The sequence below is a fragment of the Pseudomonas sp. LAIL14HWK12:I7 genome (assembly GCF_000483465.1).
In the GTDB taxonomy this organism is placed as follows: Bacteria; Pseudomonadota; Gammaproteobacteria; order Pseudomonadales; family Pseudomonadaceae; genus Aquipseudomonas; species Aquipseudomonas kermanshahensis.
The window spans coordinates 31,749-53,340 of the sequence record NZ_AXYZ01000008.1; the positions used below are offsets into that span (position 1 = coordinate 31,749).

A 21,592-nucleotide genomic window follows, 5' to 3' on the forward strand; every position below is an offset into this window, starting at 1 on the left:
TCGTTCAAGGAGGGGCTGAGCGCTACGGCATGTCATTATTGTTATCTCCAATAAGCCTCATGGACCGCGTGCAACACGGTTGCCATCGATTATTGGAAACGGATGTAAGGTGCCGTTGTACGAACCGATCAAAGATGTAAAAAGTCGTAAGTTTTTTGTACGTCAGCTCTGGATCAACTGTTTCAGGGTGGTGCGGGCCTGTTCCAGCTGTGCCGCTAGTGGCTCGCTGAGCGCCAGCAGCGCCTGTTCATCTTGGCCTTGGGCGGCGTCTTCGAGGCGGCGCAACAGGCCAGCCAAGCCAGCAAAGCCGAGGGAATCGCAACTGCCCGCCAGGCGGTGCGCCAAGTGCGACACTGCAGCGCAGTCGCGTGCCTGCAAGGCTTCGGCCAGCGCCGTGGCGTGCTGCTCGATCGATTGGCGCAGCACTGCCAGCAGCGCCTGCAACTTCTGCTCACCCAGCAAGCTGCGGTGGGTTTGCAACAGTGACCAGTCCATGCCCGAGCCAGGTGCAGCCACCGGGGCAGGCGCAACCTCGGCCAGGGCCTGGCGCAGGTGCTCCAGGCGCAGCGGTTTGGCCAGCACCCCCTGCATGCCTGCGGCCAGGTAATCGGGGACTTGCGCCGGTTGCACCCCGGCAGTCAGCGCCAGGATCCGGCTGCCACGGTTTGGCCCTGGGGTGGCGCGGATGCGCCGGCACAACTCAACCCCGCTCAAGCCGGGCAAGTGCACATCCAGCAGGATCAGGTCGAAGCGCTGCTGGGCACAGGCTTGCAGGGCTTGCTCGGCATCCTCGGCAAAGCACACCTGGTGGCCATCGCGTACCAGCAACCCACCCGCCACCTCACGGTTCAACGCCACGTCCTCGACCACCAGGATACTCAGGCTGGCCGACGCCGAGCAGGCCGGCTCATGGGCAACGGCAGGCTGCCCACGCGCCATGTCTAGCTCGAACCAGAAGCAACTGCCCTGCCCCGGCACGCTGTTCAGGCCGATGCGGCCGCCAAGTTTTTCCACCAGGTGCTTGCAGATCGCCAAGCCCAGGCCAGTGCCACCATAGCGCCGGGCCACCGCTTCGCTGGCCTGCACGAAACGGTCAAAAATCTTCGCCTGCATGGCCGGTTCGATGCCAATGCCATTGTCACTGACCGACACGCGCAGGCGCTGCCCGTTCTGATCGCTGGCCAGCACCTGCACCCTGAGTTCGACCTGGCCGTGCGCGGTGAACTTGATGGCGTTGGCCAGCAGGTTGCTCAGTACCTGGCGCAGGTACTGCTCGGCGCCATGCTGATGCGCCGCCAGTTGCTCATCGACCTCCACGTGCAGGGTGTCGCCGCGTTCCAAGGCCATTGGTTCGAGCAATGCCAGCACCTCCGTGCACAACTGGCGAAGTGAAAAACCGAGCATTTCGGCCTGGCTCTCGCCCTCTTCGAGACGGGCAAAGCAAAGCACCTCGTTAAGAATGGCCAACAGCCCTTCGCCCGCCTTGTACAAAGCCTGTAGGCGTTGCCGGTCGAGCGCATCGAGCCTGGCGCCACGTAGCAGTTCGGCCATGCCGAGGATGCCATTGAGCGGCGTGCGCAGCTCATGGCTCATGGTCGCCAAAAAGCGTGACTTGGCCAGGTTGGCGGCTTCGGCCTCATCCTTGGCCCGGGCCAGGCTCGCGGTACGCCGCTCGACCATGGCCTGTAGCTCGTCACGCTTGTCCTGCAGGGCCACTCGGTCAAGCTCGCGGCGCTCGATGTCGCTGAGGATGGCCCGGCGCATGTCGTCCAGGGCATGCGCCACGGTATCGATCTCATCGGCATGCGCCGAACGGCGGCGATCCAGGCGCAGCGGCTCCTGCCAGTGCCCGGCCCCGATCCGCCGGGCAAACTCGGCCATGACTTGCAAATGGCGCGTCACCAGGCGGTAGAACAAGCCAGACAACGCGACCGCCAGGCCACACAGAAACACCCCCATCCACAACAGGCTGGCCAGGCCCGTGGCATACAGCCGCCGGTGCACCGCACCCAGGTCGATGCTCACCTCCAGCTCGCCAAGGTGCCGTGCCGGCCCCGACGGTGGCTGGTAATCCAGCGGGAAACGCTCGATGCGCAGTGGCCCCTTAGGCTCGGCTTCACCGCGCAACAGGGTGAAGTCATCGCTGAGCAGGCGTACCCTCGCCACATCTGAAAAGTCCACCAGGCCACGCAATTGAACATCCAGTTGCGCTTCGTCGAGGTCCCACAAGCTGCGCTCCAGGCTGGCCAGGTAACCCGCGCGGATCAACGCCATGCGCGCCTCGATGTCGCGCATCTCGCGGCGGTACTCGAAATACAGCTGCACGGAACTGGCCAGCACCGTGAAGCACAGGCTGAACAGCAGGATAAACAGCAGCAGGCGGCGCAACAGGCCGTCGGTGCGCAGGCGGATCATCGGGCATCCGCCGGCAGGTTGATCATGTCGCGGTAGGTCACTTCGCTCTGCTCCAGCCAGCGGTCGATCTCGCCAGCTTCGTGCATGCGCCGCAACTGGTGGTCGATCTCGTCCATGTGCTGGCTCAGGGAGGACTGGCGCGACACCGCCACGCGCAGGTAGTCCACGCTCAGCGCGGCCGGCAAGGCGCGGATGTCTTCGGCGCCGGGCAGGTGCTCGATGAACAGCTCGCCGGTACGCCGCTCCTGGATCACGAAGTCGATGCGCCCACGGATCAGCTTGCCGAAGTTCTGCTGGCTGGACGAGACCCGCTCGATGTTCTGGTGGCGCGCGACAAAACGGTCGAAGTCGGCGCCGTAGCTTTCACCGTAGAGCAAGCCGCCACGGTACCCGGCCAAGTCTTCCAGGTGCTGAAACTGCACGGGCCGGCGGCGATTGAAAAACACCGCCACCTCTTCACGTATCACCGGTACCGACGAAAAACGCATGCCTTGGTCACGTTGGTCGCTGTCGTAGGCGAGCACCACGTCCACCCGCCCGGCGGCAGCGTCCATCAGGCAGCGCTTCCAATTGCCCAGCACCACGGTTTGCACCTCTCGGCCCATGCGCGCAAACAGCTCCCGCACCACCGTCGGCGCCAGGCCACGCACCTGGTGGCCATCGCTCCAGGAAATCGGCGGGTACACGGGGTAGTCGCAGTAGCGCACCGGCTCAGCCGCCGCTGCTGGCAAGCCTGGTACCAGCACCGCCAGCGCCAGCAGGCGGCGCAGGGTGCTCACGCGGCCACGCTGGCGGTGAACAGGTAGCCGGTGCCATGAATGGTGATGATCAGTTGCGGCTCGGCCGGGTCGTCATGCAGCTTGCGGCGCAGGCGGCCGACCAGCACGTCGATGGAGCGGTCGTTGGGTACCCACTCACGGTTGCGGATCTGGTCCATCAACTGGTCGCGGCTCAGGGTGTGGCCGCTGTTGCGCAGGAAGACGCTGAGCAGTTGGAACTCGCCATGGGTCAGCAGCGTTTGCCCGCCACGCGGGTCGATCAGGCGTCGACGGTCAGTGTCCAGTGCCCAGTCGGCAAATTGCTTGATCGACTGTGCGCAGGCGGGCGCCGGGTGCACCTCGCGGGCATGGCGTACGCGGCGAATCAGGTTCTTGGCACGGGACACCAGCTCGCGGGGGTTGAGCGGTTTCATGATGTAGTCGTCGGCGCCGCACTCCAGGCCGACGATGCGGTCGATGTCGTCATTGCGCCCGGTGATGAGGATGATGCCGACTTCCGAGCGCACCCGCAGCTCTCGGGTCAGGGTCAGGCCGTCCTTGCCGGGCAGGCGAATGTCCAGCAGCACCAGGTCGACGTCCTGGCTGCCGAGCAATGCCTCGGCCTTTTCTGCGGTGTCGGCGCAGTGCACGTCATAGCCTTCCTGGGACAGATAGGCCTGCAGCAAGTCACGAATAAGCGGATCGTCATCGACGATCAATACCCGAGGCGTCATTGCGTGAAGTCTCTTTTTTTATTGGTTTGTTCTACACACTCGCGACAGCAGCCTACTCGTTACTGAACAGACGATCAACAGCCCTTGGGCAGGCTGAAGCGTTGCCGACCACCGGCCTGCAAGCCATCCACCCAGGCCTCGCAGATCTGCACGCCCTGGGCCGGCGTAAAGGTGCCCGGGTTGAGGCCCGACTCCAGCCACAAGCCATCGAGCAACGCGCTCAGGCTGATCGCCGCCAGGTCGGCGTCAAAGCCCTGCCAGCCCTCTTCCACCGCCAGCGTGGCGAGCAGCCGGCTCAACTCGTTGCGGTACTCACCGTAGGAATGGTCGTGCACCTGGTTGATCGCATCGGCGGTCTTCACCGCGCCCCAGAACGCCAGCCAGGCATCGAGCAGTTGCGGGTCGAGCAGTTCGGCGCAAAACGAGGCACGGAAGAACGCCGACAGCCGTTCGCGGGCCGTGGGCGCGGCTTGGGCCATGGCTTCGCGCAGCAGGCCCATGACCCGCCCGGTGACCGCCATGTAAGCTTCGGCCACCAGTTCGTCCTTGCCCGCGTAATGGTGGCTGATCAACCCCACCGAAACCCCCGCCTCGGCGGAAATCTTGCGGATCGAAGCCCCCTGAAAACCATGGCGTTTGAGGCATACCAAGGTCGCCTCGACCAGGTTGGCTTTGCGCAATTCCGGCAGCATGCGGTGGTAGCGGGCTTCCTGGCTCATCGGCGATTCTCGGGCAGTAGACTGGGCTGAACGACTGTACAGCAAGCCGAGCGCCATGATAAACCCTACTGGCCAATGCCCGGTGTGCACCCTGTTGCCGGGCCTGACCACAACAACAAAAGCGGCTGCCATGAACGACCTGATCACACGCGACTTGGACCAGGGCCTGCTGACCCTGACCTTCAACCGCCCCGACAAGCTCAATGCCCTGAACATCGCCATGTACCGCCAGTTTGGCGACCTGCTGCTGGCGGCGGGCGAAGACCCGCACGTTGATGCGGTGCTGATCACGGGCGGCCCCCACTGCTTCAGCGCCGGCAATGACCTGCGCGATTTCCTCGACAACCCGCCCAGCGACAGGGACAGCCCGGTGTTCCGCCTGATGCGCATTGTGATGGGCCTGGATAAACCCCTGATCGCTGCCGTCAGTGGCGCGGCGATCGGCATCGGCGCCACCCTGCTGCTGCATTGCGACCAGGTGCTGGTCAGCCGCACGGCCAAGCTGCGCATGCCGTTTGCGCCGTTGGGGGTATGCCCGGAGTTCGGCTCCAGCCTGCTGCTGCCGCGCATGCTCGGGCACGCCCGCGCCGCCCGCTTGCTGATGGGCAACGCGTTGCTTGAGGGTGAGCAGGCGGTAGCCTGGGGCTTGGCCAGTGAGCTGCATGAAGATGGCGAACAGTGCTTGGCGGCCGCCCGGCAACTGGCGCGGCGGCTGCAAAGTTACCCGCAAGAGGCGCTGCGTATTAGCAAGCGCCTGCTCAAGGATGGGGGGCGCACGGAGCTGGAGGCCACTGTGGAGCGGGAGAGCCAGTTGTTTATCGAATGCCTGCGTACGCCTGAGGCCAAGGCGGCGTTGCGGGGGTTGATCAAGGATTGAGGTGATGGTTTGAGGTGATCGGGTTGAGGTTTGCGGCGCTGTCGAGATCGAGCGCCGCCCGCGCGGCGCTTCGCAGCACAAGGCTGCTCCTACAGGTGCATGGCGCGCTATCGAGTCGAACACACAAGGCGGTCGCGCGCCGCCTTCACAGACATGACTGGCCCGAAACAAATGTGGGAGCAGCCTTGTGCTGCGAAGCGCCGCGCGGGCGGCGCTCGATCTCACAGGCGCCCCCCCCCATCGCCATACACCTGGCAGCCTCACACCCCTGCATGCCCCTAATACCCCGTCATCTCCAGATACCCCCGCCCGCCCGCACTCCCCTGCAACCTCACCGGCCCCTCCCAGTAAGGAAACCGGGTGTTCATCCAGGCACGCGGCTCGACGGCATCAACCTGCACATCCACGCCGTACGCCAGCACCCGCACTCGCCAACGTGTCGGCACCTCCTTGCCGTTTTCCTGCCGCGTCCAGGCCAACGCCTGAAGCTGAATCTGATCGCCTCGCAGCGCTACCACCTCACCCTGGGCACTGGCCCAGGTCCCCGCCCGATACGGCAAACCCTTGGCCTCGCGCACCTGGAACAGCATCAGCTTCGCGCCGCTGTCCAGGTGCAGTGAAAACCAGTCCCAGCCCGTTTGCCCGGCCGCCAGCGGCTGGCTGCTCCACTCCCGGTCCAGCCAGGCCTGCCCGGTGACCGCAATGCATAGGCCATCGCGCTCCACCTCGCCGCTGACGCGGTAGAACGGCTGGCTGTAGTAATACGACGCTTGCCCCTTGCCCGACTTTTCGCTGTAGCCCTGGCTGCCGTGCAGCACCAGCGGCCTGTCACTGCGCAGATTCAGGTCGTAACCAAAGCCTTGGCCGGCAGCCTTCATGTGCAACTCTGCAATGCCCTCCCCCCCCTGCAGTGACCAGTCATTGATCCAGGCCCGGAACGGCTGGACTTCGACGCCTGCCTGCCCGATACCGCCACGCGCCAGGGTCTCGCCAGCGCGATGCCCACCCGGCCCGGTCAGCGCCGCGTGCCCCATCCACAGGTTCGGGCTGTTCCAGTCGGCCGTTTCCGCCCCTGGGCGCAAGGCCGAACGGAACAGCGTCCACTGCGCGCCCCAGTCCCGCCCTTGGGCGTCTTCAAGGTTGGCGGTGACATACCACCATTCGATGCGAAACCCCTCATGAGCACCGTGATCGCGCGGGAACACCAAGGGGTGATCGCGGGTCACCTGGCTGAACCCACTGGCCTGCTCGCCCAACCCGGCAAAACTCTGCGGCGCTGGCGCAGGCTGGTCACAGCCGCTCAGCAGCGCGCACAGCACGACACAGGCTTTAACGTTCATCGGCAAACTGCCTCAACAGATCGCTGGGCTGTCGCCGCGCCAGTTGCCACAGCGGCCAGGCACTGGCCAGCAGGCTGGTGAGGATGCCCAGCACCGCCAGTTGCACCAATTGCCCAGGAAACACATACAGCGGCAACCGCCAGCCAAATGCCTGCACGTTCACCACCGCCACCAGGCACCAGGCCAACACGACACCGACAGGGATCGCCAGCAGCACGGTGAGGCTGCTCAGCATGAGCGTCTGGCCCAGGGTCAGCCAAACCAGTTGCGTGCGCCGCACACCCAATGCCCAAAGCGGCGCCAGCTGGCCCAGGCGGCTTTGGCTCAGGGTCAGCAGGTTGATGAACATGGCCACGCCGGCGACACCCAGTGTCAGGCTGTTGAGGGCGGCGGTGGCGGCAAAGGTGCGGTTGAACACTTCGGTCGACCAGCGCTTCAGGCGCGATTGCTCGACCACCCGGCTGTCGTCCAGGGCAAAGCGCTGCTGCAACGCAGCCTTGAGGGGCGCCAGGTGCGTGGGCGCGACATCCACGCTCAGGCCGGTCAATGTCGCCTGCGGCCAATGCCTGCGCAGCCAGTCGGCATTGACCAACAAATGGCCCTTGGGGTTGCCGTAGTCGGCGTACACCCCCACAACCGTCATGGGCGGCGCAGCGTCGGCCGCCAGCATCAAAGTGTCGCCCACCGCCAGCCCTAGGCGGCGGGCCAATTGTTCACTGAGCATCACCGCCTTGCCCGCCGCCAACTGCTGCCAGGCCTGCGCGTGCTGGTCCAGCAACGGCCAGCGGTCGCGGTAGGCCGGGTGGTCGATAACCCCCTGCACCTGCACTGGCCAACCCTTAAGGTGCGTTTCCACACGCCAGCCTGGCAGCACCGCCGTGGCCGCAGGTTGCTGCTTGAGCCACTCACTGATCTGCAGGCCCTGCGCGGTGTCCCGAGGCGTCACGTAAAGGTCGGCGGACAAACGCGCATCGAGCCAGCCGATGAAGGTCTTGCGAAAGCCCTCGGTCATGCTGCCCACGCCAACACTGGCGGCCAGTGCCAGCAACAAGGCCATCAGCGCCAGGCTCAACCCGGGTAATTGCTGGCGGCTGTCGGCGACGAACCACTGCGACAGCGGCCGTCGGCGCCCACGCGCAGCCCAGGCCAGCACGCCGTCGAGCAAGGGAGGTAACAGCAACGCCGAGGCCAGCAACAACGCCGCCAGCAAGGCGAAAGCGCTGGCCAAGCCCTGGCCCAGTTGCCAACAGCCAAGCGCCACCAGCAGCAACAGCAGTGCCACCCACGTCTGGCGCCGCAACCAACGGCCTTGCGCCAAGCGCCAGGCCTGGGGTTGAGCCAGCGCCAACAGGGGCAGGCGCGCGGCCTGCAAAACACTGCTCAGCCCCGCCAACAAGGCCCCGAGCACACTCACCAGCACCCCAGCCAACCACCACCCAGCCGACAGGTGCAACACGCTGGCGACCTGGGCGCCATACAAGCCACGCAAACTCGCGGCAACGTCCGGCAACAGCAACGCGGCCAGCCCATAGCCGCCCGCCACCCCGGCCAGCCCGCCCAGCACCGCGAACAGGCCCAGCTCCAGCGCCAAGCCGAGCAAGAGGCAATGCAAAATGACGCCGCAGGCCCGCAGGCTTCTGATCAAGCCACGGCGTTGCTCCAGTGCCAGGCCAATGGCGGCGTGGGCGATGAACAGCCCGACCACGAAGGCCAGCAAGCCGAGTGCGGTGAGGTTCAGGTGAAAGCTCTCGGTCAGGCGTTGCAGGCCACCGTCATCACTCGGTGTTTGCAGTTCGAGCCGCGCAGCGATGGCTGCGGGCAAGGGCGCCGAAGGCCCTGTCAGTAGAAGCCGCGACAGCTGTCCGGGTGCCTGCAGCAAGGCCTGCGCATGGCCGATGTCGACCACGATCACCCCGGGCGCCAACTCCGGCTTGAGCACAAAGGGTGGGAGCCGCTGCCCTTCGCTGCTGACGGCCACGTCGGTAACGGTTTTGCCCAGTTGGCGCAAGGTGTCCGGCCCTACCCAGGCCTGCCCCGGCTTGCCAATAAAGGCCTGCAGGTCGAAATCGGCCACCCGCACACCGGCCACGGCGGTGGAAACTGGCAAGCTCAACGGCTCGACGCCAATCAGCCGGACAGTCACCGGCTGCTCGCCAGAAAACCGCAGCCGCCCCTCCAGTACCGGGGCAACCGGCCAGCCCAACTGGCGCAATTGCACATACAGCGCCTGCTCGAAGCGTTCGCCGTCACGCGGCACCAATTGCGCCTGCATCGGTGCCGCCAGTACCGCACTGGCACGGGCGTAGTCGATACGTGCCTGGCTGTTGAGTGCCTGGACGCCGGTCCATAACGCAGTGGCCAGCCACAACCCGGTAAAGATGCTAAGGCACTGCACGCGATGGCGCCGCCAATGGCTCAACAGCGCCTGCAGGGTCAGCAGCAATGGGCTCATAGGCCGTGCTCGGCGCGCACGCGGCCCGCCTGCAGGTAGCAACTGTGCGCTAGCCGCGCCGCCAGGCGCTGGCTGTGGGTCACCATCAGGACACTGCTGCCGGCCTCGGTGACCAGTTGCAAAAACAGGCCTAACACCTCATCGCTGCTGGCTTCGTCAAGGCTGCCGGTCGGCTCGTCTGCCAACACCCAGGCGGGGCGACCGGCCAGGGCGCGGCCAATGGCGACCCGCTGTTGCTGGCCGCCAGATAGCTGTTCCGGGTAGCGCGTCAATAACGCAGCCAGCCCCAGGCGCTCTGCCAAGTACGCCAGCCAGTGCGGGTCATGCCGGTTGGCAAGCCGGGCCTGAAACGCAAGGTTGGCCGCCACGTCCAGGCTGCTGATCAGGTTGTACTGCTGGAACACCAGGCCAATGCCATCCCGGCGCCACCGCGCCAGTGCCGACTCCGAACGGCCATCGAGTGGTTCGTCATCAATCAGGATGCGCCCGCTGTCGGCCCGGTCCAGGCCGGCAATCAAATGCAGCAAGGTGCTCTTGCCACTCCCCGACTCCCCCATCAGCGCCAGGCTGCTGCCGCGGGCCAGGCGCAGGTCGATGCCCTGCAGCACAGGCAGCGGGCCTTGAGGGGTGATGAATGACTTGTGCAGTTGCTCGACGACCAGCATCGGGGGACTGTCCTCTTTGCGCGTTGTATCCCATAGGCATAGCAGGTCACGGCTGTGCAAGGGTTACCAGGACGTCATGTTGATCACTACGTCGAGTGCGACCTTGATATTCGGCAACCCCTGATTGACTTCACTTAACAGCCCCCTGTGCCCAAAGCGCGGCGGTGAGAAATGGGAGATCGAGACCTTTGCCTATGACGGCAATGGCAATCTGACCTGGGCTGAGAACGGCACCTGCAAACTGCAGTGGTTCTACGATGCCGCGGGCAACAATACGCGCGAGCATCAGTGGCTTGATTATCTGGTCAAACCACAGGTTGCAGTCTTTAAGCATGAGTACGATGCTCTCAACCACCGCGTCGCCACCACCCGTCCCGATGGCCACCGAGTCAGCTGGCTGACTTACGGCAGCGGCCACCTGCTCGCGCTCAAACTTGATGACCAGGAGTTGATCAGTTACGAGCGTGATGACCTGCACCGAGAGATCGGTCGCGTGCAGGGCAATGGCCTGGTCCAACGACAGACTTGGAGCCCGAATGGCCAGTTGCTGGAACAGACGCTCGCTCGGCAAGGTGAGTCCAAACGCATAGCGGCTCGCACCTACCGTTATGACGAAGCCGGGCAGCTATGCCACATCAAAGACTTGAACCGTGGCGATCTGCGCTACCGTTATGACCCGGTTGGTCGTTTGCTTGAAGCCAGCCTTAACTACGAGAAGGAAATATTTGCCTTTGACCCAGCGAGCAACCTGCTGGACCCCGAGGCACCGCCCGGGCCAAATCCGCACTCGCCACGCAAGCTGATGGACAACGTGCTGCGCAGCTACTGCGGAACGCAATACCGGTACGACGAGCGCGGCAATCTGCTGGAGCGGATAGAGAACGGCAAGGCTGGCAAGTTCACCTGGGACCTGTACGACCGCCTGCGTAGATACGAGGACGATCGGCTGGTTGTCGAGTTTGGCTATGACGCTTTAGGCCGCCGTGTCTACAAGGACTCGCGCTCGAAGTACCGCAACCGGGTCCAGGCCGGACCGGTCTGGAACGAGAACGCACGGCGTGCGCTGGATGAGCAGCTAGGCTGCAATCTGACGCTGTTTATCTGGGACGGCGATACGCTGGCGTTCGAGCAACGAGGCCGAGATGGCAAGGGGCAGACCACACATTATGTATTTGAGCCAGGAACCTTCGTTCCTGTCGCGCAAGGGGTGATGAATCACATTGAGGAAATGCTGCGGCAGCCAAACTATCATTTCCCGTATGACATCGACCGAGATCCAGTATGGCAGCACAAGCCAACGCCGAAGCCGTTCGATGCTCTGGTCTGGTATCAATGCGATCACCTCGGCATTCCAATGGAAGTCACCGACGCTAATGCGAAAATTGCATGGACAGCAATCTATGAGGCGTGGGGAACAGCCAAAGAAAATGGAAATAAACAAGCAGATTTGTCAGGAATGCACTATCCACTGCGCTTCCAAGGGCAGTATTTCGACCCCGAGGCTGTGCTTCACTACAGCCGGTATCGATATTATGACCCCTTTCAGGGTCGATTTATCACTCGAGACCCGATAGGTCTTTACGGTGACATCAATTCTTATACGTATGCACCCAACCCGATCGAATGGACCGATCCATTAGGATTATCACGCACAGGGAGAACGCCTCCTCCTACTGGAAAGAAAAACATCGACAACAGAACCTGCTGCGCTGAAAAATGGATTATCCAGAGATATGACAAAAGGTGCAGCGGCCATGTACCGGGAGTTGGTAACGTAAGCTTGTACAGAGATCCAAAAGACGGAAACTGGTACTCACCAGATAAGACCGAGCACGGTAGTTCTTGGAAAGTATTCACGGAATCAAGAAACAGCACGCTCGAATGGTTAGCCGACCTTAATGAGCATGGGGACATGCTTACTGGCAAAAAACACAAAGGCCCAACTGGTCGTCAGATAGACTTAAAATCATTAAAGTGCCAGGAAAAGAAATGATAAACTCAGCAGCGGAATTCATGAGCTTAATCGAAAGCGATGACCCGACACTTAAAAGCAGGGCAATTTCAGATGAGGCAGAGATGCACGTCTGGGAAAGCATGCTTGAGCAACATGCGGATTACGAGTTAATGCTATTACAAAACAACACCATACCAGCCATTATCCTCGCCAAACTAGCCCTTAGTGGTAACTGGAAAACTCGCCACACTGTAGCTAGAAAACGTAAACTAGACCTCGACAGCATGCACCTTTTATCCAGAGACGAAGAGCCTCGTGTTAGGCAGGCTATTGCTGCAAATCAAAAAACACCTATTGAAATTCTAGAACGCTTATCGAAAGACACCGTCACAAATGTCAAGCAGGTCGCGCACTACAATTTAGATTTGCGAAAGAAGCAGCAACAATAGCGCCCAATTATCGGATAGTGGAGCATCACAAAGATGCTCCACCCATCACAAGTCAGCCACCAATCAAGAAACAAAATGACACCATTTTTCACCATCGCTACTGATCCTCGGACAGCAAGGTTTATTAGTAAGGATCCAGTAGTGCTTGATGGCGAGATTAATACGTACCAGTACGCGCCAAACCCGAGACAGTGGATCGACCCACTTGAACTGACAAGAACCGCCAACCCATGCAGCGCTAAAGACAAGAGAAAATAACTAGAAAGAGAGAGAATCAGGAAAGAGCGTCAATGCGACGAGTTGCACGACGACTACAGTCAAGCTATGAACAGCGCCCTAGGACACACTCAAATCTCCGCCAAAGATTCCGTTCCTAATACGGCAAAATTCATACCGGACCCCTTCAACGGGGGACGCTTTCTAGATGAGCATCGGGGCTTTCGCGTGGAGTATGACAACAGAGACAAGGCTCATATAAATGCTTTTAACAAAAAAATGAAAGAACAATTTGCTTTGAGGCAACACAAAAAACAGTGGGAAGAATAGCATGGAGACTTAACCGATGAACTTCACACCAGAATGCCAGACCTACATCAACACCCAGCTATATGAAAGGCAAGATGAGGCTTTGAAGGAAATTGGAAAACTACTACCAACAGGCGCATCAAACATCCACTGAGAGAGCATCCCCAACAAAATCGAAGCACACTCCGCCCAGAGAGAAAGATCAATGATCGAGGTGCAATGCAAGGGCCAAAAGGGGAAATAGATGGGTATTTCAGCTGAAGAATTCAGAATCCTTTGCGACGATGATGAAGATACCACGCTCGCACACCAAACTGCCTCACTTGAAGTATGGACTGAAATACTTAATAACTACCCGGAGCTCGCACGATGCGTAGCTGGGAACAAAAACATTCCCGACGACATCATAGACCTTCTCTCGAAGAGCAGCGACATAGATATCCGATGGAAAATAGCAACCAAACGAAAACTTAATAGAACGGTCTTCGAGCGACTCGCAATCGATTCGGACGCAACTGTAAGACACCGAATTGCCTGCAATCCCAAGGTGCCCAAAGACATCCTGCAACAACTATCCAAAGACCCTGACCCCATGGTTGCATCATCAGCCATTAGAAAACTTTATACCTAAAACGAAGCCGCAAACCCAAAACAGACACTATTGATTGAGTTCCAACTGAATCTCCGCCATGATCGGTTGTGTCACCAAGACAGATTATTTTCATCATTGTGTTGGGCCTACTTGAAGACACCCTTTGCGATGGGGCCGATCGGCAGCGAGCCATTCTTGCCATCCAGCTCCAGTGTTGCGAAGGCGTTCTGGTCCGGGTCGGTCTGGCAAGCGGAAAGGGTGATCTGGAAGTCAACCTTCGGCGTCGCGAGTGGAACGGGTCACCTGGTACTTCTACTAGTTTTCGACGCTGAACCTTGGCGCTAATACTTCCTAACATTCAATGAGTACAAGCGCTCAATTGCAAATCGGCTAATCATATTTGAACGGGTGCCGTAAACAGGCGCACGAGGAGAACAGCATGCTTCCGGCTCGCTGGGTCGCTAAAACCGGCCTGTCCGCCCAGGACACCATTTCCAACAACCTGGCCAACGTCTCGACCACTGGCTTCAAACGTGATCGCGCCGAAGTCCAGGACCTGAAAAAAACCTGTTCGGTCAGGGTCTCGCTAGGCACTGCATGCCACTGCTTTTTGTGCCAGGCGAGGTCGGGATTGGTTTCGTCAGGTTCCGGATCGTTCAAGCGCGGCAGGGTGACATCCAGCGGTGCTGAAAACTCCGGCTAATGGATCCATAAAACAAAGAACCACTCATAGCAGTCCGATAATCGCCCAAATAAATCAGCAAAAAATGCCACAATCGTTGACCGGGCCGCCCTCCGCCACATTTAATGGATCCATTAAATAAAAACAATCGCTACTCCGGAGAGCCTTCATGTACCCCAAAAACACGTGGTATGTCGCCTGCACCCCCGATGAAATCGCCGAGAAACCGCTGGGCCGTCAGGTCTGCGGGGAGCGGATCGTGTTCTACAGGGGCCACGAAAACCGGGTGGCTGCAGTGGAAGATTTTTGCCCGCACCGTGGCGCCCCGCTGTCGTTGGGCTATGTCGAAAACGGCAACCTGGTGTGTGGCTACCATGGCCTGGTGATGGGCTGCGACGGCAAGACCGTCGAGATGCCAGGGCAGCGGGTCAGGGGCTTCCCTTGCAACAAGACCTTCGCGGTGGTCGAGCGCTACGGCTTCATCTGGGTCTGGCCCGGCGACCAGGCGCAAGCGGACCCAAGCCTGATCCCACACCTGGAGTGGGCGGTGAATGACGCGTGGGCCTACGGCGGCGGGCTGTTCCACATTGGCTGCGACTACCGGCTGATGATCGACAACCTCATGGACCTGACCCACGAAACCTACGTGCATGCCTCCAGCATTGGTCAGAAGGAAATCGACGAAGCCCCGCCCGTGACCACCGTCACCGGTGACGAAGTGGTGACTGCCCGACACATGGAAAACATCATGGCACCGCCGTTCTGGCGCATGGCCCTGCGCGGCAACGGCCTGGCTGACGATGTGCCGGTGGACCGCTGGCAGATCTGCCGCTTCACCCCACCCAGCCATGTGCTGATCGAAGTTGGCGTGGCCCACGCAGGCAAAGGGGGTTATCACGCCGATGCGCAGCACAAAGCCTCGAGCATCGTGGTCGACTTCATCACCCCAGAGACCGACACCTCGATCTGGTACTTCTGGGGCATGGCGCGCAACTTTGCAGCGCACGACGAAACGCTGACCGCCAACATCCGCGAGGGCCAGGGCAAGATTTTCAGCGAAGACCTGGAAATGCTCGAACGCCAGCAACAGAACCTGCTCGCCTACCCCGAGCGCAACCTGCTCAAGCTCAACATCGATGCCGGCGGGGTCCAGTCGCGCAAAATATTGGAGCGCCTGATCGCCAACGAACGCACGGCCCAAGCCCAACTGATCGCGACCAGCGCAAGCCCAGCCTGACGAGGAACGGACATGATCGATGCCGTAGTGGTTTCCCGTAACGACGAAGCGCAGGACATCTGCAGCTTCGAGCTGGCCGCACTCGATGGCAGCCTGCTACCGCCCTTTAGTGCAGGCGCGCACATTGACGTGCACCTGCCGGATGGGCAAGTCCGCCAGTATTCACTGTGCAATCACCCCGAAGAACGCCACCGTTACCTGATCGGCGTACTCAAGGACCCTGCCTCACGTGGCGGCTCGCGCAGCCTGCACGAGCAGGTGCACAACGGTGCCCGCCTGCGTATCAGCGCACCGCGCAACTTGTTCCCCCTGGCCCAGGGCGCCCGTCGCAGCCTGTTGTTCGCAGGTGGCATCGGCATTACGCCGATCCTCTGCATGGCCGAGCAACTGGCCCACAGCGGCGAGGACTTCGAACTGCATTACTGCGCCCGTTCCAGCGAACGTGCAGCCTTCGTCGAACGCATGCGCGGTGCCGCCTTCGCCGACCGCCTGTTCGTGCATTTCGACGAGCAACCCGAGACTGCACTGGACATCGCTCAGGTATTGGCCAACCCGCAAGACGATATGCACCTGTATGTGTGCGGCCCAAGCGGGTTCATGCAGCATGTGCTGGAAAGCGCCAAGGCGCAGGGCTGGCAGGAGGCCTGCCTGCACCGCGAATACTTTGCCGCCGCGCCGGTTGATACGCAGAACGACGGCAGCTTCTCGGTGCAGGTGAACAGCACCGGCCAGGTCTTCGAAGTGCCCGCCGACCAGAGTGTGGTGCAGGTGCTTGAACAGCACGGCATCGCGATCGCCATGTCGTGCGAGCAAGGCATTTGCGGCACCTGCCTGACGCGCGTGCTGGCAGGCACACCGGAGCATCGCGACCTGTTCCTCACGGAGCAGGAGCAGGCGCAGAACGATCAGTTCACGCCCTGCTGCTCGCGCTCGAAAACGCCGCTGCTGGTGCTGGATATCTGAAGCGCTTCAGGACGAGGGCAGGATGACCTTCATGCGCGCATCGGCCGTGGCCGCGCCGAACGTCTCGGCGTAGCGCAAGGTGGCATTGGCGTGCTCGCGCATGATGGCCTCGGCGCGGGCGCCCTGCCCGCTGACCAGGGCATCGAACACCGAATGGTGCTGCATGTGTGCATAGTTGAAGCGCCGGTACTCTCGCGCCAGGTCGTGGCGGTCCACGGCCAGCGCAGTGACCGAGGCAAACGGCAGGTGGTCATTGCGCGCCAGGGCATCGGCAATCGCCGGGTTGTGGCTGGCCGCGATGATCACCTGGTGAAAGCGCATGTTGAGGTCATGGTAGGCCTGCAGGTCTTCCTCGGTGACAAAACCCTTGTCAAACAGCTGGTCGCCTTCGACCAGGCAGCGCTGCAGCGCTGCGCGCGCTTCAGCGGACAGCCCACGCTCTGCCGCTTGGCGCGCAGCCAGGCCTTCCAGCACGCCACGCACCTCGACCGCACCGGCGATGTCGTCCGCGCTGACGGAACGCACCTGAAACCCACGCCCGCCAAAACGCACCAGCAGGCCCTCCTGTTCGAGGGTGCGAAATGCCATGCGCACCGGCATCCGCGAGACACCGAACAGTTCGGCGGTGGGGATTTCCATCAGACGCTCGCCGGCCGCCAATTCGCCGGAGGCGATCATCTTGCGAAGCGTAACCAGCACTAATTGACCGGGCTTGCTCATCCAGGCAGTTTCCAGAGACATGAGCGGTAATCTTATCGTAGTGCTCGCCACGACGCATTGGGTGGCCATGAGATCGAGCGCCGCCCGCGCGGCGCTTCGCAGCACAAGGCTGCTCCCGCATCTGTTTCGGGCCAGTGAGGCCTGTGATATTTGCGCGCGACCGCCTTGTTGGTCCGACTCAATATCGTGTCAGGCGCCAAGGGGGTGCGCGCTCATGGCACAGGAATAATTGGCCCGAAACAGATGTGGGAGCAGCCTTGTGCTGCGAAGCGCCGCGCGGGCGGCGCTCGATCTCAATGCCGGCAAAATTGCTGCGGCGTACACCTGCCAGCCACACCCATTCTAGGCAACATTTTGCTGGGATCTACGGCCAGGCCGGGCACCAAAAGCCCGACCCTAGGCATCGGCCATCACTGCCTGCCCCGGCCGCGATGCTGGCTTGAGCAACAGCAGGCAACCAGCAGCAAGCACGAAGACACTGGCAAACACCCCATACAGGTGCAGCGGTTGCCAGCCGCCGTCTAGCAGTACGCCGGCCACGGTCGGCGACAGGATTGCGCCAATCCGGCCAATGCCGATGCCCCAGCCCACCCCAGTGGCGCGCACCGACGCGTCATAGACCACCGGTGACAGCGCATACAGCCCAGCCACGCAACCGTTGGCGAACAGCCCGATCAGCAAGCCCAGCGCCAGCGCGGCGGTGACCGATGACCCGCTGGCCACGAACAGCACCAGCAGCCCGGCCGTGACCAGCATGAACATCGCCAACACGCGGCTCAGTGGCCAGCGTGACGACAGGCCGCCAATCAGCGCCGCGCCAAGGATGCCGCCAACGCTCAGCAGCACCCCGCCGGTAATGCCCTGCTGCGCCGACAAGCCAGCCGCGACCAGCAGCTTCGGGGTCCAGCTCATGACGAAGTAGAAGCCGAACATCACCAGGAAGAACAGCAACCAGATCACCAGCGTGGTGCGGCGCATGGCGGGGGTCAGCAACTGCCTGAACCCTGTGGCGGCACCAGGCACGCTTTGCGCGGGCAGCGGCAGCTGGGACAGTGCCGGTTGCCCGAGTTTGTCGGCCAACCGATTGACCCGCGCCAAGGCGTTCGCCGGGCGGCGTGCCAACAAAAAGTCCAGCGACTCCGGCAGCCACAGCAGCACCAGCGGGATCACCAGCACCGTGACGATGCCGCCGAACAGGAACACCGAACGCCAGCCCCAGTGGCCCAGCAGCCATACCGCCAACAAGCCGCCCAAGGTCGCGCCCAGGGCATACCCCGTGGACTGCAGGCTCACTGCCAGGCCACGCCAGCGTTTGCTGGCATATTCACTGGCGATCACATTGCTGCTGGCCAGGATGCCGCCGATGCCAAGGCCGGTCAGCCCGCGCAGCAGCGCCAGTTGCAACGGGCTCTGGCTCAACGCCGAGAGCAACATGCCCACACCGGAAAGCGCCAGGCAGAACAGAATCAATGGGCGCCGGCCAACGCGGTCGGCCCACGGCGCAATGAACAGTGACCCTGCCGCCATGCCGAACAGGCCGGCGCTGAGCAGCAGCCCCACCTGCGCCCCACTCAGGCCCCACTCGGCAGACACCGAGGCGGCCGTGAAGGCCATCACCAGCACGTCAAAGCCATCGATCATGTTCAGCACGATGCAAATGCCGATGGCCAGGCACTGGAAGCGGCCCATCGGGTCATTGTCCAGACGTTGCTTGAGATCGATGTTCATGGGGCCACCTGCAGGCCAATGCGGGCCACAGGCGGGAGGACAGACGTGCACACGCAAGCAGAGCAGAAGGAACGTTGACGGTTCCGTGCCCCAGATAAGCCATTCATGACTGGACCCTTCTTGTAATTGTCGTCGCGCACGGCCGGAGGGCTGGCCGTCGTCAGGCGCTAATCAACCAGATAATGGATCCACAGACAACCGTGTGTGATTTGCTAAACACCAATCCGACGACACAAAGCGGCAAGCTCACAACGAATTAATACAAGAACACGTTAATTTTCAATATTTTATGAATTTAGCGCCTGATGATTATTTCGTTCGCTTATCGCACAGCAGTTGTTTTGTGGATCCACAAACAACCTTATACGCCCCCTCTGCGCAGCCATCCGAGTGCCGGCATGAACAAATCTTCATGTTCGCCGTGAACACCCTGATACCGGGGCCAACAGCTGATCGCCGCCCCCGGCCCAAGGCCCCCTGCCTTGAGCGAAAGGGAGGGGTTGCGTAGCATCGCCGGCCCCGGGGCCGCCGCCCGGCCACACCGCCACCCCACAGAGCCACCCATGCCGCAGCCCATCCCCCTCAAGGACCACGAAAAGGAAAAGCACCTGGTCAACCGCCGGCTGATCGCCTGCGCCACCCTGGTCTTCACCCTGGTCGCCGTCCTCGTGGGCCGCCTTTATGTGCTGCAGGTGCTGCAACATGACCAGCAGAGCGCCGTGTCGGAAAACAACCGCGTACACGTGCTGCCCATCGCCCCTGAGCGCGGGCTGATCTATGACCGCAACGGTGTGGTGCTGGCCGACAACAAGCCCAGTTTCGACCTGACCATGACCCGTGAGCGGGCCGGCGACTCAGCCAAAGTGCTGGATACCCTGGCGCAGGTGTTGAGCCTTTCGGAGGATGACCGCCGGCAGTTCGACAAGGACCTGCGCCGCGGCCGCAAACCCTTCGAGCCGGTCACCCTGATGGTCGGCCTGAACGAAGAACAGATCGCCCTGGTTGCGGTCAACCAGTTCCGCCTGCCCGGCCTTGAGGTAGAACCGCAGTTCATCCGCGAATACCCACTGGCCGAGCATTTCGCCCATTCGGTGGGTTATGTCGGGCGCATCAACGAGAAAGAAGCCAAGACCCTCGACAGCACCGAGTATCGCGGCACGCAGTCGATCGGCAAGACCGGTATCGAGCACTTCTACGAACGCCAGCTGCACGGCCAGGTGGGCTATGAAGAAGTCGAGACCAACGCCCAGGGCCGGGTCATGCGCGTGCTCAACCACAAGGCCCCGATCCCCGGCAAGGACATCATCCTGAGCCTGGACAGCCACTTGCAACTGGCGGCCGAAAAGGCCCTGGGCGACCGCCGCGGTTCGGTGGTGGTGCTGGACCCTGCCAATGGCGACGTGCTGGCGATGGTCAGCAACCCAAGCTTCGACCCCAACCTGTTCGTCAAAGGCATCAGCTTCAAGCAGTACGCCGCCCTGCGCGATTCCATCGACCGGCCGCTGTTCAACCGCGTGCTGCGCGGTTTGTATGCGCCGGGCTCGACGGTCAAGCCGGAAGTGGCCATCGCCGGCCTGGACAGTGGCGTGATCACCCCCGGCAGCCGGGTGTTCGACCCGGGCTACTACGAGCTGCCCAACTACGAACACAAATATCGCAACTGGAACCGCAGCGGTGACGGCTGGGTAGACATGTACACCGCCATCATGCGGTCCAACGACACCTACTTCTACGACCTCGCGCACAAGCTGGGGATCGAGCGCCTGCACGACTACATGGCCGAATTCGGTCTGGGGCAGAAAGTGTCGCTGGACATGTTCGAGGAAGCGTCCGGGCTGATGCCTTCCGCCGAATGGAAGCGCGCCACGCGCCGCCAGGCCTGGTTCCCGGGCGAGACGTTGATCCTGGGGATCGGCCAGGGCTACATGCAGGTCACCCCGCTGCAATTGGCCCAGGCCACCAGCCTGCTGGCGAGCAAGGGTGTATGGCACCGCCCGCACCTGGCCATGACAGTGGGTGGCGAGACCCCGGTCGACCCCAACCCGATGCCCGACATCGTGCTGCATGACAAACGCGCCTGGGACCAGGTCAGCCAAGGCATGCAGATGGTCATGCACGACCCCCGCGGCATCGCCCGCGCCTCGGCAGCCGGCGCCCAGTACCGCATCGCCGGCAAGAGCGGCACGGCGCAGGTGGTGGCGATCAAGCAAGGCGAGCGCTACAACCGCAACAAGACCCTGGAACGGCACCGCGACAACGCCCTGTTCGTCGGCTTCGCACCGGCCGATCACCCAAGCGTGGTGGTGGCGGTGATGATCGAGAACGGCGAAGCGGGCGGGCGCGTGGCAGGGCCGGTGGTGCGCGAGGTGATGGATGCGTACCTGCTGGATGAGCAGGGGCACTTGAAGCCTGAATATGCGGGCAATGCGGCGACCAAGGCAGTGCCGCACGGTTAGGGGTGGATGTGGCGATGGGTTGCTAGGGGGTCGCCATGGGATTTGCAGCGCCTATGAAATCGAGCCTCGCGCGCGCCGACTGGTCAGCGGAATAAGAATATAAGTTCTTATTCTTTTTTAGCCGCACCCAAATGCCTCTATAACACTCCCAACTGTACAGCCGCCAACACCCGGCCAACTGTCTGCAGCGCAACACCCGATCAACAGCCAGCGCCCGCACGGCAACATCGCCCCGGGCGCTAAAACGCGTAACCCGTTGATCTAAAATACGTTTTATAAACGGCACGACGATTGCTCCAGCAAAGTCCCCCGCTCAACCCGAACCG

Annotated in this window: 17 protein-coding genes and 1 pseudogene; 9 read left to right on the top strand and 9 right to left on the bottom strand. The window is 61.9% G+C overall.

The genetic code is table 11. The annotated features are described in order from the left end of the window. Nucleotides 1–162 precede the first annotated feature (162 nt). The 4 genes from D886_RS0109350 to D886_RS0109365 all read right to left on the bottom strand — a co-directional run bounded on the left by D886_RS0109350 (nucleotide 163) and on the right by D886_RS0109365 (nucleotide 4,626). Nucleotides 163–2,415, bottom strand: coding sequence for a hybrid sensor histidine kinase/response regulator (locus tag D886_RS0109350; protein WP_027593673.1), 2,253 nt, complete (start codon nucleotides 2,413–2,415; stop codon nucleotides 163–165). After that, nucleotides 2,412–3,185 (bottom strand): ABC transporter substrate-binding protein, encoded by a 774-nt coding sequence (locus D886_RS0109355; RefSeq protein ID WP_027593674.1) that lies wholly within the window; start codon nucleotides 3,183–3,185, stop codon nucleotides 2,412–2,414. The genes D886_RS0109350 and D886_RS0109355 overlap by 4 nt, the downstream gene beginning before the upstream one ends. A gap of 5 nt (nucleotides 3,186–3,190) precedes the next feature. Further along, nucleotides 3,191–3,907 carry a response regulator gene (locus D886_RS0109360; RefSeq protein WP_027593675.1) on the bottom strand — a complete coding sequence of 239 codons (717 nt, stop codon included), beginning with the start codon at nucleotides 3,905–3,907 and terminating at the stop codon, nucleotides 3,191–3,193. Between the two features lie 74 nt (nucleotides 3,908–3,981). Continuing rightward, nucleotides 3,982–4,626 carry a TetR family transcriptional regulator C-terminal domain-containing protein gene (locus D886_RS0109365; protein WP_027593676.1) on the bottom strand — a complete coding sequence of 215 codons (645 nt, stop codon included), beginning with the start codon at nucleotides 4,624–4,626 and terminating at the stop codon, nucleotides 3,982–3,984. Between the two features lie 130 nt (nucleotides 4,627–4,756). Here D886_RS0109365 and D886_RS0109370 point away from each other — a divergent pair, with 130 nt between their 5' ends. Then, on the top strand, nucleotides 4,757–5,503 hold the full coding sequence (locus tag D886_RS0109370) for an enoyl-CoA hydratase (protein WP_027593677.1): 747 nt from the start codon (nucleotides 4,757–4,759) through the stop codon (nucleotides 5,501–5,503). 278 nt (nucleotides 5,504–5,781) lie between these two features. Here D886_RS0109370 and D886_RS0109375 read toward each other — a convergent pair whose 3' ends face one another. The 3 genes from D886_RS0109375 to D886_RS0109385 are packed head-to-tail and all read right to left on the bottom strand — an operon-like array spanning nucleotide 5,782 to nucleotide 9,960. Beyond that, nucleotides 5,782–6,843, bottom strand: coding sequence for a lipocalin-like domain-containing protein (locus tag D886_RS0109375; protein WP_027593678.1), 1,062 nt, complete (start codon nucleotides 6,841–6,843; stop codon nucleotides 5,782–5,784). Continuing rightward, a complete protein-coding gene (locus D886_RS0109380; protein WP_027593679.1) occupies nucleotides 6,833–9,295 on the bottom strand; it encodes an ABC transporter permease in 2,463 nt (820 codons plus the stop codon). The genes D886_RS0109375 and D886_RS0109380 overlap by 11 nt, the downstream gene beginning before the upstream one ends. Beyond that, nucleotides 9,292–9,960: an ABC transporter ATP-binding protein gene (locus tag D886_RS0109385; protein ID WP_027593680.1), complete on the bottom strand. Its 669-nt coding sequence runs from the start codon at nucleotides 9,958–9,960 to the stop codon at nucleotides 9,292–9,294. The genes D886_RS0109380 and D886_RS0109385 overlap by 4 nt, the downstream gene beginning before the upstream one ends. A gap of 124 nt (nucleotides 9,961–10,084) precedes the next feature. Here D886_RS0109385 and D886_RS26850 point away from each other — a divergent pair, with 124 nt between their 5' ends. The 7 genes and pseudogenes from D886_RS26850 to D886_RS0109410 all read left to right on the top strand — a co-directional run bounded on the left by D886_RS26850 (nucleotide 10,085) and on the right by D886_RS0109410 (nucleotide 16,362). Further along, on the top strand, nucleotides 10,085–11,953 hold the full coding sequence (locus D886_RS26850) for an RHS repeat-associated core domain-containing protein (protein ID WP_177323887.1): 1,869 nt from the start codon (nucleotides 10,085–10,087) through the stop codon (nucleotides 11,951–11,953). Nucleotides 11,954–11,973: 20 nt separating this feature from the next. Then, entirely contained in the window at nucleotides 11,974–12,363 is a 390-nt protein-coding gene (locus tag D886_RS27410; protein WP_143503701.1) for a hypothetical protein, read from the top strand. Nucleotides 12,364–12,438: 75 nt separating this feature from the next. After that, nucleotides 12,439–12,621 carry an RHS repeat-associated core domain-containing protein gene (locus D886_RS28775; RefSeq protein WP_225876703.1) on the top strand — a complete coding sequence of 61 codons (183 nt, stop codon included), beginning with the start codon at nucleotides 12,439–12,441 and terminating at the stop codon, nucleotides 12,619–12,621. 511 nt (nucleotides 12,622–13,132) lie between these two features. Then, nucleotides 13,133–13,519: a hypothetical protein gene (locus tag D886_RS28195; protein WP_085273335.1), complete on the top strand. Its 387-nt coding sequence runs from the start codon at nucleotides 13,133–13,135 to the stop codon at nucleotides 13,517–13,519. A 400-nt stretch (nucleotides 13,520–13,919) separates the two neighbouring features. Continuing rightward, a pseudogene (locus D886_RS27730) lies at nucleotides 13,920–14,039 on the top strand (flagellar basal body protein); the annotation flags it as partial. Nucleotides 14,040–14,331: 292 nt separating this feature from the next. Next, a complete protein-coding gene (locus D886_RS0109405; protein WP_027593683.1) occupies nucleotides 14,332–15,399 on the top strand; it encodes an aromatic ring-hydroxylating dioxygenase subunit alpha in 1,068 nt (355 codons plus the stop codon). Between the two features lie 12 nt (nucleotides 15,400–15,411). Then, on the top strand, nucleotides 15,412–16,362 hold the full coding sequence (locus D886_RS0109410) for a PDR/VanB family oxidoreductase (protein WP_027593684.1): 951 nt from the start codon (nucleotides 15,412–15,414) through the stop codon (nucleotides 16,360–16,362). A gap of 6 nt (nucleotides 16,363–16,368) precedes the next feature. Here D886_RS0109410 and D886_RS0109415 read toward each other — a convergent pair whose 3' ends face one another. Both D886_RS0109415 and D886_RS0109420 read right to left on the bottom strand, forming a co-directional pair. Next, nucleotides 16,369–17,082, bottom strand: a complete 714-nt coding sequence (locus D886_RS0109415; RefSeq protein WP_027593685.1) for a GntR family transcriptional regulator — start codon at nucleotides 17,080–17,082, stop codon at nucleotides 16,369–16,371. A gap of 396 nt (nucleotides 17,083–17,478) precedes the next feature. Continuing rightward, on the bottom strand, nucleotides 17,479–18,810 hold the full coding sequence (locus D886_RS0109420; protein WP_027593686.1) for an MFS transporter: 1,332 nt from the start codon (nucleotides 18,808–18,810) through the stop codon (nucleotides 17,479–17,481). Nucleotides 18,811–19,373: 563 nt separating this feature from the next. On the opposite strand from D886_RS0109420, the gene mrdA reads away from it, so the two are divergent. Then, a complete protein-coding gene (mrdA, locus tag D886_RS0109425) occupies nucleotides 19,374–21,266 on the top strand; it encodes a penicillin-binding protein 2 (protein ID WP_027593687.1) in 1,893 nt (630 codons plus the stop codon). Nucleotides 21,267–21,592 lie beyond the last annotated feature (326 nt).